The organism is Massilia sp. ST3 (assembly GCF_018119405.1).
Taxonomy (GTDB): Bacteria; Pseudomonadota; Gammaproteobacteria; order Burkholderiales; family Burkholderiaceae_D; genus Telluria.
Genome location: NZ_JAGPWC010000053.1, coordinates 24055 through 35008, shown reverse-complemented (window position 1 = coordinate 35008; position 10954 = coordinate 24055). Strand labels below are relative to the sequence as shown.

General features: G+C 68.8%; 9 protein-coding genes. 8 read left to right on the top strand and 1 reads right to left on the bottom strand.

What is annotated here, in order from left to right; all coding sequences use genetic code 11:
- The coding region (locus KBW98_RS17085) for a hypothetical protein (protein ID WP_211521360.1) at window positions 1–487 on the top strand (487 nt) is incomplete at its 5' end.
- On the opposite strand, the gene KBW98_RS17080 is transcribed toward KBW98_RS17085, so the two are convergent.
- Complete coding sequence (locus KBW98_RS17080) at window positions 413–1402, bottom strand: DMT family transporter (protein WP_211521359.1); 990 nt, start codon at window positions 1400–1402, stop codon at window positions 413–415. The genes KBW98_RS17085 and KBW98_RS17080 overlap by 75 nt on opposite strands.
- A 369-nt stretch (window positions 1403–1771) precedes the next feature.
- On the opposite strand from KBW98_RS17080, the gene KBW98_RS17075 reads away from it, so the two are divergent.
- The 7 genes from KBW98_RS17075 to KBW98_RS17045 all read left to right on the top strand — a co-directional run bounded on the left by KBW98_RS17075 (window position 1772) and on the right by KBW98_RS17045 (window position 10856).
- Window positions 1772–3070, top strand: a complete 1299-nt coding sequence (locus tag KBW98_RS17075) for an extracellular solute-binding protein (protein WP_229429250.1) — start codon at window positions 1772–1774, stop codon at window positions 3068–3070.
- 8 nt (window positions 3071–3078) lie between these two features.
- The gene (locus KBW98_RS17070) at window positions 3079–3960 is read left to right on the top strand and encodes a carbohydrate ABC transporter permease (protein ID WP_211521358.1); all 882 of its coding nucleotides are present in this window, start codon (window positions 3079–3081) and stop codon (window positions 3958–3960) included.
- Complete coding sequence (locus tag KBW98_RS17065) at window positions 3957–4802, top strand: carbohydrate ABC transporter permease (RefSeq protein ID WP_229429249.1); 846 nt, start codon at window positions 3957–3959, stop codon at window positions 4800–4802. The genes KBW98_RS17070 and KBW98_RS17065 overlap by 4 nt, the downstream gene beginning before the upstream one ends.
- Window positions 4803–4807: 5 nt before the next feature.
- Window positions 4808–5926: an ABC transporter ATP-binding protein gene (locus KBW98_RS17060; RefSeq protein WP_211521357.1), complete on the top strand. Its 1119-nt coding sequence runs from the start codon at window positions 4808–4810 to the stop codon at window positions 5924–5926.
- A 41-nt stretch (window positions 5927–5967) separates the two neighbouring features.
- Complete coding sequence (locus KBW98_RS17055; RefSeq protein WP_211521356.1) at window positions 5968–6969, top strand: LacI family DNA-binding transcriptional regulator; 1002 nt, start codon at window positions 5968–5970, stop codon at window positions 6967–6969.
- A 160-nt stretch (window positions 6970–7129) separates the two neighbouring features.
- On the top strand, window positions 7130–9889 hold the full coding sequence (locus tag KBW98_RS17050; RefSeq protein WP_211521355.1) for a TonB-dependent receptor: 2760 nt from the start codon (window positions 7130–7132) through the stop codon (window positions 9887–9889).
- Window positions 9890–9899: 10 nt separating this feature from the next.
- Window positions 9900–10856: a glycoside hydrolase family 43 protein gene (locus KBW98_RS17045; RefSeq protein WP_211521354.1), complete on the top strand. Its 957-nt coding sequence runs from the start codon at window positions 9900–9902 to the stop codon at window positions 10854–10856.
- Window positions 10857–10954: the final 98 nt, after the last annotated feature.

Genomic DNA, 10954 nt, shown 5'->3' with positions numbered 1-10954 from the left:
CGACCTGCACCTGGACACCGACACCGCGGCCCTGCTGGCCACGCCGCTGCCGGGCGGCGACTTGCGCATCGAGGCGCGCCTGCGCCTGGACGCGCCGCTCGACTGCTGCGCGCGGCCCGTGCAGGCCGGCCTGGTGGTGCTGCGCGACGACGACAACTACGTCAAGCTGGTGGAGCTGGCCCGGGGCGGCCTGCGCCAGGTGGAATTCGCCAAGGAGCTGGCGCCGGTCGAGCCCTACCATCCGCGCTACGGCAACACGGTGGCGGGCACGCCGGGCGAGTGGACCTGGCTGCGCCTGGAGGTGCGGCGCGGCGGCGACGGCGAGGAGCGCTATACGGCCTGGTCGAGCCAGGACGGCGAACGCTGGGTCGGCGGGGGCACCTGGACCCACCGCCTTGGCGCCAGTGCGAAACTAGGCCTGGTGGCGATGGGCGGCGCCGGCCACGCCGTCACCTTCAGCCAGGTTTCCGTGTCCCGTCTCAAGTAGCGAGGGAGAATGCGCGCGCACCGACCAGGTGACGCCGCACACCAGCAGGGCGATCGCGGCCAGCTCCAGCGGGCGTGGGCCGTGGCCGCGGTAGACGAAGCCGTAGAACAGGGCGAACAGGGTCTCGAACAGGATCAGCTGGCCGGACAGGGTGACCGGCACGCGCCGGCTGGCCACGTTCCACAACTGGTTGCCGATCACCGAGGCGCCCAGGGCCAGCAGCGCGTTGCAGGTCCAGAACAGGGCCCAGTCGCGCGTGGCCGGCGCGGAAGCGAAGGCGTCGCCGCCCGCCCAGGCCGCGGCGCCCAGCACCAGCGCCAGGATGCCGGTGGACAGGCCGTACAGCGCCGACCACTCGGCGCTGCCGAAATGCGGGTTGCGCTTCAGGTAGCGCGCGTTGTCGAGGGCGTACCAGCTCCAGCACAGCAGTGCGCCGGTGGCGCAGGCGATGCCGGTCGCAGTGCGGACCGGGTCGCTGCTGGCCGGGTGGGCGAAGGCGTCGACATTGATGCAGGCAATGCCGGCCGCGACCAGCAGCAGCGGCAGCGCCAGGCGGCGCAGCGGCACGGCGCCGTGGTCGTGGCGGCCGAGCAGGGTGACGACGACCGGCAGCATGCCGACGATCAGCGAAGTGGGCCCGACGCCGGCGTATTGCACGCCGACCGAGAGGAGCATGTAGTAGACCAGGTTGCCGGCCAGGGCGTGGCGCACCAGGGCGGCGCAATCGGCGCGCGTCAACCGGCCACGCAGGCTGCGCAGGCGCGGCAGCAGCAGGGCGAAGGCCATGGCGCCGTAGGCGAGGTAGCGGCCGACGGCCAGTTCGAGGGGGCTGAAGGACGCCAGCAGTTCGGGGACGATGAAGACCAGTCCCCAGAGTGCGCCGGCCAGGAGGCCGCAGAGTACGCCGATGCCCATTTCTACTACCTGCAAAAGGGGTGATTTTAACAGTCCGGGCATATCATGCGTCGGTTGGACTTGGATTCCGGCCTACGCCGGAATGACGTTCTGGGGGCGCGGGCCAACAGCTTCTGTGTCGACACGAAACTGTAAAACCGTCATTCCCGCCACTGGCGGCGTCATTCCCGCCACTGGCGGCGTCATTCCCGCCACTGGCGGCGTCATTCCCGCCATTGGCGGCGTCATTCCCGCCATTGGCGGCAATGACTCCCGGCGAAGGCCGGAATCCAAGTTTGCCCGCACACCGCACAGCCAAATCCATCCCTGTACAAGAATTATTTGCTAGTATTAATTCATAAAACTCAACAAACATTGCAGGAGACAAGCTTGGCGCCCAAAGCGATGCGCCTGGCTGGCGCCGTGCTGGCGGCCGCCTTGGCGGGCCTCAGCCTGCCGGCGCTGGCCCAGGTCGAAGTCAGGATGTGGACCCTGCTGTCCGGCGGCGACGGCGCGCGCATGCGCGCCCTGGTCGAACGCTTCAACGCCAGCCAGCGCGAGGTGAGGGTGGTCAGCACCACGCTGAAATGGGGCGAGCCCTTCTACACCAAGCTGATCACCTCCTCGGTGGTCGGCGCCGGCCCCGACCTCGCCACCGTGCACCTGTCGCGCATCGTCAATCTGGCCGGCGGCGGCGTCCTGCGTCCCATCGCGCCCTTCGAGCTGAGCGGTGCCGACCTGAGCGACACCGACTTCTACCCGCGCCAGTGGAAAAAATCCGTCTACGAAGGCAGGATCTACGCGGTGCCGATCGACCTGCATCCGCTGGTCCTCTACTACAACAAGACCCTGGTCGGGCGCGCCGGCCTGCTCGATGCCGAGGGCGAGCTCAAGCCCATCGAGGGAATCGACAGCCTGACGAACGCCTTCCGCGCCGTGCGCCAGGCCACCGGCCGGCCGGGCATGACCATGGAAAGCAGCCAGAGCTCCTACGCCGTATGGCGGCTGTGGATCTCGATGCTGGCCCAGCAGGGCGTGCCCCTGATCAGGGACGGCAAGTTCGCCTATGGCGCGGCGGGCGAAGCGTCGCTGGCGCGCATCGCCGGCTGGTTCCAGCAGGGCTACGCCCAGTCAGGCCTGGACTACGCCGCCTCGACCAGCCAGTTCATGGGCGGGAACGCCGGCTTCATGATCAACGGCGTGTGGGAAGTGCCCGAGGTGGTGCGGGCGACCAGGCAAGGGACGCTGGGCTTCGACTACGGCATCGTGCCCCTGCCGAAAATGTACGGCAACGCCAGTGTCTGGGCCGATTCGCACGCCTTTGCCATTCCGGCCAACGAGGGCAACCCGATGCCGCCCGCGAAGGTCAAGGCGGTGATGCGCTTCATCGCCTTCGTCAGCAAGAATTCGTTCGGCTGGGCCGAGGGCGGCCATGTGGTGGCCTACAAGCCCGTCGCCGAATCGGAACAGGCGCGCAGCCTGATGCCCAACGCTCTGTATGCCGGGGTGGCCGACCACGTGGTCTATGATCCGGACGCCTGGTACATGGGCGCGGCCGGCCCGCTGCAAGCGATGGCGTCCAAGTTCCTGCCGGCGGCGCTGTCCTCGCAGCTGACGCCGAAGGAGGCGCTGGGCATGTTCGAGACCGAGGCGGCGCGCCTGCTGCGCAAGCGCCCGCCGCGCTACTAGGAGCCCCGATGCGCTTCCTGCTCAACCCGGCCACCCGGCGCGACACCTTGCCCGCGCTGCTCCTGCTGGCGCCCTTCGCCGTGGTCTTCCTGCTGTTCTTCTTCCTGCCGGCGCTGGAAACCTTCTGGCTCAGCCTCACGGAAAGCAGCCTGACCCGCACCAATGCCTTCGTCGGCCTCGCCAACTACGCCACCTTGGTGCAGGACCCGTCCTTCTGGGCCGCGCTGCGCCACACTTTCTACTTTGCCCTGCTGACGGTGGTGCCGCTCACCGCGCTGGGCCTGGTGATGGCCCTGCTGGTCGACCGTTTCGTGCGCACGCGCGCGTGGCTGCAGGGCGCCTTCTTCCTGCCCTATGTGCTGCCGATCTCGGTGATGACCCTGATCGCCGACTGGATGCTGCAGCCCTCGTCGGGCGTGGTGAACCACGTGCTGGGGATGCAGCGCGCCTGGCTGGCCGACCTGACCTGGGCGATGCCGATGGTGGCCATCGCCACCATCTGGTGGACGGTGGGCTTCAACATGCTGATGTTCCTGGCCGGCCTGCGCAACATCCCGGCCGACCTGTACGAGGCGGCGGCCCTGGACGGCGCGCGCGGCTTCACCCTGTTCCGCGCCATCACCTGGCCGGCCCTGCGGCCGGTGGCCGGGATGGCGATGGTGCTGCAGCTGATCGCCTCGATGAAGATCTTCGGCCAGACCTACATCCTGACCACCGGCGGGCCCTTCAACACCACGCGCGTGACCCTGCACTACATGTTCGAGACCGCCTTCACCCAGAGCGACGCCGGCTACGCCGCCGCCATCGCCATGGCCTTCGTGCTGATCGTGGTCCTGCTGTCGCTGGCCCAGGCGGCCTTCGTGCGCTGGCTCGACGGGAGGCGGGCATGAAGGCCGGCATGAAGGCCAGCTCGAGCCTGGGCTGGACCCTGGCCGGCGCGCTGGCTGCGCTGCTGCTGGCCGCGATGTGGGCGGCGCCGCTGCTGTGGGCGGTCAGCACGGCGCTGCGGCCCGAGCACGAGACCGTGTCCGCCGTGTTCCACTGGCTGCCGCGCGACTGGACGCTGGACGCCTTCCGCAAGGTGCTCGCGGCCGGCAACGTCGGCCGCTGGCTGTTCAACAGCGCGCTGGTGGCGCTGCTGGTCACCGTGCTGACGATGGCGCTGAGCCTGATGGCGGCCTATGCCTTCTCGCAGCTGCGCTTTCGCGGGCGTGGACTGCTGTTCGGCGCCGCCATGCTGGCCTTCCTGGTGCCCTTCGAGGCCTTGCTGGTGCCGCTGTTCCGCATGATGAACCAGCTCGGACTGATCAACAGCTATGCCGGCATCGTCCTGCCCCAGGTGGTGGCGCCGGTGGTGATCTACGTGTTCAAGGGTTTCTTCGACGCGATTCCGGCCGACTTTCGCGAGGCGGCCGTGATGGACGGTGCGGGACCGCTGCGCATCCTGTGGAGCGTCTACCTCCCGCTCTCCGGCAACATCGTGTGGGCGATGGCGATCGTCACCTTCATCGGCGCCTGGAACAACTTCCTCTGGCCCTTCATCATCGTCACCTCGAACGACATGATGACGATTCCGCTGGGCCTGACCCAGACCTACGACGCCTTCGGCGTACGCTACGCCCAGCTGATGGCGGCGGCGCTGCTGGGGGCGCTGCCGGTGGCGCTGGCCTATGTGCTGTTCCAGCGCCGCGTCACCCACGGCTTCCTGGCCGCCACCGGCCTGAAAGGATAAGACCCATGGCGAATGTGCGCCTGTTCGGCATCACCAAGCAGTTCGAGGACAACAGCGTCATCAAGGGCGTCGACCTGGACATCGCGGACGGCGAGTTCGTGGTGCTGGTCGGGCCTTCCGGCTGCGGCAAGTCGACCCTGCTGCGCATCATCGCCGGCCTCGAGGACGTCAGTTCGGGCACGGTGGAAATCGGCGACCGGGTATGCAACGACGTCGAGCCCTCGCAGCGCGGGATCGCCATGGTGTTCCAGAGCTACGCTCTGTATCCGCACATGACGGTGGCCGAGAACATGGGCTTCGCACTGAAACTGGCCAGGCTGCCGCGCGCGGAGATCCGTGATCGCGTCGCCCGCGCCGCAGAGATCCTGCAGATCGGGCATCTGCTGGAGCGCCGGCCCAAGGCCTTGTCCGGCGGCCAGCGCCAGCGCGTGGCGATCGGACGCGCCATCGTGCGCAAGCCCCAGGTCTTCCTGTTCGACGAGCCGCTGTCCAACCTCGACGCCGCGCTGCGCGGCCAGACCCGGGTCGAGCTGGCGCGGCTGCACCGGGACCTGGGGGCGACCATGATCTACGTGACCCACGACCAGGTCGAGGCCATGACCCTGGGCCAGAAGATCGTCGTATTGAACGACGGCCGGATCGAGCAGGCCGGCACGCCGCTGGAGCTGTACGAGCATCCCGCCAACCGCTTCGTGGCGGGTTTCCTCGGCTCGCCGCGGATGAACTTCCTGCCCGGGATGCTGGCCGGCGAGGAAGGGCGCGAAGTGCTGGTGCGCCTGCCGGACGGCGCGGCGGCCCGGGTGGCGGCCGATGTGGGCCGGGCGCCGCCGGGCGCCAGGGTGGCGCTGGGCGTGCGTCCCGAGCACCTGCGAATGGCGCAAGCGGGCGACCATCACGGCCCGGTCGGCACGATTCCGGCCGACGTCGCCCTGGTCGAATACCTGGGCGACGCCACCATCGTCCATGCCCAGGTGGCCGGGGTGGACGAGATGGTGGCCATCAAGTGCCGCCCCGACGAAGCCTGCCCGCAGCGCGGCGAGCGCGTCGCGCTGGCCTTCGACGCCGCGCGCGGCCACCTGTTCGACGAGGAGGGCGTCGCCTTCGCGCGCACGCCGGGGGGATGAGCGGAGGCGGGAGCGGGAGCGGCCGCCCGCGGCGGCCGACCATGACCGATATCGCCAAGCTGGCCGGGGTGTCGCAGTCCACGGTGTCGCTGGTGATCAACCAGATGAGCGGGGCCAAGGTGAGCAAGGCCACCCGCGACGCCGTGCTGCGCATCGCGCGCGAGATCGGCTATCCGCTCGAACGCCACGCGCTGCCCGCCACGCCGCGCGAGCGCAACCTGATCGTCTACCTGAGCGACGAACTGGCCACCAGCCCGCATGCGATGCAGACCATCGAGGGCGCGCGCGACGGCGCCTGGGAGCAGGACTGCCTGCTGGCGGTGTTCGCCACCCGCGGCGACCCCGCCAACGAAGGCGCGGTGCTGGCGCGCATGCTGGCCGATCCCGGCCTGCTGGGCGTGGTCTACGCCACCATCTTCACCCGCGCCGTGACCTTGCCCGCCCAGCTGGACGGGGTGCCCGCGGTGCTGCTGAACTGCCACACGCGCGACCGCCAGTATTCCTCGGTGGTGCCGAGCGAGGTGCTGGGCGGCTTCGCCGCCACCCTGCATCTGGCGCAGGCGGGCCACCGGCGCATCGGCCTGGTCAACGGCGAAGGCTGGATCGAGGCGGCCGCCGAGCGCCTGAAGGGATACCGCCAGGCCCTGTCGACCTGCGACATTCCCTTCGATCCGCTGCTGGTGCGCGAAGGCGACTGGCAGGTCGGCAGCGGCTACCGCCATGCGCTGGACCTGCTGTCGCTGGCCGATCCGCCCACCGCCTTGTTCTGCGCCAACGACCTGATGGCGGTCGGCGCCCTCGAAGCGGCCCGCAAGCTGGGCCGCGAGGTGCCGGAACAGGTGTCCATCGTCGGCTACGACGACCAGGACCTGGCGCGCTATACCACCCCGCCGCTGACCACAGTGTTGTTACCAAACTACGAAATGGGACGCTGGGCGGTCCAGGCCCTGGTCGACCAGACCCGCGCCTCGCTGGCCCGCCGCACCAGCATCAAGATGGATTGCCCTCTGGTGGAGCGCGAATCGGTCGCCAAAATCGCCTGATTCCGGCCCCGTTTTCCGGGTTCTCGGGTGCGCCGCCCCCGAAAAATTTCGGTTAGTTTTTTGTCTAGTTGGTCATATTTATGACTAATAAAAATATTCATATCGGTAACCGACGCCGTCGACGGCGCCGGTCCGGACCGCAGAGAAACCAGGAGACACGATGACGACCCTGAAACTCAGGCCGGTGTGCGCGGCCATCACCCTGCTCGCCGCCCATGGCGCTTTTGCCCAATCCCAGACCACCGACGCAGCCAGCGCATCCCCCGCGCCGGGCGCCGCAGCCCCGATCCAGACCGTGCAGGTCACGGGCCTGCGCGCCGGCATCCGTTCGGCCGAGGAGATCAAGCGCGACGCCGAGCAAGTGGTGGACTCCATCAACGCCGACGACATCGGCAAGTTCCCCGACCGCGCCGCCGGCGACGCCCTGCAGCGCATCGCGGGCGTGCAGGTGGGCCGCGACCGGGGCGAGACCAGCAGCGTGATCATCCGCGGCCTGCCGGACGTCGCCACCACCATCGACGGCAACGAGATCTTTACCGGTACCGGGCGGCGCCTCTCCTACCAGGACTTGCCGGTGCAGTCGATCGGCGGCCTGGACGTGTACAAGTCGGCCACCGCCAACCAGTTCGAGGGCGGCATCGCCGGCGCCGTCAACGTGCGCCTGCGTTCGCCCTTTGACTTCAAGGGCCAGATGCTGAGCGGCTATGTGGAGGCGCGGCGGCAGGAAGTGGAAGGTTCGGATGCCCACAAGTCCAAGACCAACCCGGGCGTCGGCGTCCTCGCCAGCAACCGCTGGAAGACCGGCGTGGGCGAGATGGGCTTCCTGGTGGACGTCGCCTGGAACAAGGAGCGCTGGGGCTATCCGGTGCAATGGGTCGACCGGCCGGACCGCATCTTCTCGGTCAGCCCGGACGGCACCGCCACCCGCCTCAACGACGACCAGCCGATCGCGCCGCTGCGCCCGGGCGACCGCCTGGGCGAGCTGCCGAATATCGGCGGCATCTACAACGCGGGCGACCGCGAACGCGGCAGCATCCACGGCGCCTTCCAGTGGAAGATCAGCCCCGCGCTCGAGTTCTCGACCCAGTACCTGGGCACCAGCTACCGCGGCCGCAGCGAAGTCGACTACATCCTGAACATCGCCACCTGGACCCCGCGCCTGACGAACGTGGTGCTGGCGCCCGAGGGCGGCTACTGCGCCACCCCGAACGGCATGATCTGCCCGATCCAGTCGGCCTTCGCCGCCGCCGCGCAGTTCGGCGGCCCCTACGACTGGGACCCCTACACGGCCACCAGCACCTGGGGCGTCAAGGAGCGCACCGACACCCACTACCTGAACTTCGGCCTGCGCTACCGCGAAGGCGCGCTCTCGGTCGATTCCGGCCTGGCCTTCACGCGTTCCGACTTCATCAACGACACCGTGATCGTCGACCAGCAGATCCCGGGCGCCAGCTCCAATGTCTACACCTACGGGCGCGACGGCCACGGCGGCTACAACGCCATCACCACGCCCACCAGCGGCAATCCGCTGCGCGACCCCAACCAGTTCGTGCTGCGCGGGATGGTGCAGAACTGGGGCGAGTCGCAGGGCGAGCAGGCCCAGTTCCGCAGCGACGCCGTGTGGCGCATGGACGGCGGCTTCATCAACGCGCTGACCGGCGGCATCCGCCTGTCCACGCGCGAGGTCTCCTTCCACGGCGCCGAGGGGCACAGCGACGTCGCCGGCCCGGTGCGGCCCTCGCCGGTGGCCGCCTTTGGTCCGTCGTTCCAGAAGCTGGTGCCGGGCCTGGACCGCCTGGGCGGGCCCTGGTTCACGCCGTCGCGCGACTTCCTGATCGACCAGGCCGACGTGGTGCGCGCCTTCTACGGCGCCGGCGCCGGCCGGGTGGCGGACGACCCGATGCGCCTGTTCGAGCAGCGCGAGCGCAGCGCCACCCTGCACCTGGGCGCGCGCTTCAAGACCGAGCTGGCGGGCATGGGCCTGTCCGGCAACCTGGGCGTGCGCGCGGTCAAGGTCAAGCGCAAGCTGGAAGGGAATATCCGCATCGGCGACACCATCAGCCCGGTCGACCTGTCGACTTCCGAGACCAACGTGCTGCCCAACCTGTCCCTGCTGGCCAACTGGACCGACAAGCTGCAGTCGCACTTCAGCGTCGGCAAGACCATCACCCGGCCGGAATTCGCCTCGCTGAACCCGGCGCTGTCCCTGATCCCGCCGACCGTCAACGCGCCCGGCACCGGTTCGGGCGGCAACCCGAACCTCGACCCGACCGAGTCGATCAACAGCGACGCCACCCTCGAGTACTACTTCGAGAACAACGGCTTCGCCCAGATCGCGCTGTTCCACCGCGACATCGACGGCTACCTGCAGAACTTCGAGCAGTCCGAGGTCATCAACGGCCAGACCTACCGCATCACCCGGCCCCAGAACTCGGGCAAGGGCAAGCTCAAGGGCGCGGAGTTCGGGATCCAGAAGTTCTTCGACTTCCTGCCGGGCGCCTGGAGCGGCCTGGGCGCCCAGTTCAACTTCACCTGGATCGACGGCGAGAACCAGACCCGCACCGCGCTGGGCGGCGGCGACTTCAGCACCACGCCGCTGGTGGGCGTGGCCCGCCAGAGCTACAACTTCGCGCTGCTCTACGAGCGTTCGGGCTGGACCGGGCGCCTGGCGGCGACCCGGCGCGGCAAGTATGTGGAGCAGATCGCCGAGCCGCGCTTCGGCCAGGACCGCATCGTCAAGGCCTCGACCTATGTCGACCTCAGCGTGGGCTACGAGTTGAGCCCCAACCTCAGCCTGCACTTCGACGCGATCAACCTGACCAAGGAGCGCTACGAGAGCTACCTCGGCGACCCGATCCGGCCGCGCGACATCCGCTATTCGCCGACCACCTACGGGTTGAGCCTGCGCTACCGGATGTAGGAGGGGCCAGATGGCGACGACCTATACGAATCCGGTCTATCCGGAGATCATGGCCGATCCCTTCGTGCTGCGGCACGGAGGACGCTACTACGCCTACGGCACCGCGCCCGGCAGCGCGGCGGGAGGCCGCTTTCCCATCCTCGGGTCGGGCGACCTGGTGCACTGGGAGCACTTGGGCTATGCGATCGACCAGCCGGGCGCGGACCACTTCTGGGCGCCGGAGGTGGCTTCCGCGGACGGCCGGTTCTACCTGTACTACTCGTCGGGCGACGAGGAAGGCAAGCACCACAAGCTGCGGGTCGCGGTGGCGGACGATCCGGCCGGCCTCTTCGCCGACGCCGGCGTGCTGCTGGTGCCGGACCAGCCGTTCTCGATCGACGCCCATCCGTTCCGCGACACCGACGGCCAGTGGTACCTGTACTACTGTGTCGACTTCCTGGAGGAGGAAGACGACCACCGCGTCGGCACCGGCATCGTGGTCGACCGCATGCTGGACATGACGCGGCTGGAAGGCAAGCCGGTCACGGTGGCGCGTCCGCACGCGGACTGGCACCTGTTCAAGCGCGGCCGCGCGATGTACGACGCGGTCTACGACTGGCACACGGTGGAGGGGGCGAGCGTGCTGCGCCATGGCGGCCGCTACTACTGCTTCTACAGCGGCGGCGCCTGGGAGCGCGAGAACTACGGCGTCAGCTATATGGTGGCCGACCATCCGCTCGGCCCCTGGGAACGCGCGCCGGAGGGCACCGCTCCCCTGATGAGTTCACGCGAGGGGCATGTGATCGGACCAGGGCACAATTCGTTCACGGTGTCGCCGGATGGGAGCCAGACCTGGATCGTGTATCACGCCTGGGACCTGGCGATGACGGGGAGACGGATGTGCATCGATCCGCTGGTGTGGGAGGGGGACAGGCCGACGACGCCGGGGCCGACGTGGACGGAGCAATCAGGTCCTGCCGGCGCCTAGGTAGTCCAGTTTGTTTCGCTACTCGTAAAACCGTCGTTCCGGCGAAGGCCGGAACCCAAGTTTTGCTTGCGTCTCGACTGCTTCACGAACTTGGGCCC

What these genes read in the sequence shown, in the direction of transcription:
- KBW98_RS17045 (WP_211521354.1), top strand. Translation starts at nt 9,900, where the DNA reads ATGGCGACGACCTATACGAATCCGGTCTATCCGGAGATCATGGCCGAT.
- KBW98_RS17060 (WP_211521357.1), top strand. Translation starts at nt 4,808, where the DNA reads ATGGCGAATGTGCGCCTGTTCGGCATCACCAAGCAGTTCGAGGACAAC.
- KBW98_RS17080 (WP_211521359.1), bottom strand. Translation starts at nt 1,402, where the DNA reads ATGGGCATCGGCGTACTCTGCGGCCTCCTGGCCGGCGCACTCTGGGGA.
- KBW98_RS17055 (WP_211521356.1), top strand. Translation starts at nt 5,968, where the DNA reads ATGACCGATATCGCCAAGCTGGCCGGGGTGTCGCAGTCCACGGTGTCG.
- KBW98_RS17070 (WP_211521358.1), top strand. Translation starts at nt 3,079, where the DNA reads ATGCGCTTCCTGCTCAACCCGGCCACCCGGCGCGACACCTTGCCCGCG.
- KBW98_RS17050 (WP_211521355.1), top strand. Translation starts at nt 7,130, where the DNA reads ATGACGACCCTGAAACTCAGGCCGGTGTGCGCGGCCATCACCCTGCTC.
- KBW98_RS17065 (WP_229429249.1), top strand. Translation starts at nt 3,957, where the DNA reads ATGAAGGCCGGCATGAAGGCCAGCTCGAGCCTGGGCTGGACCCTGGCC.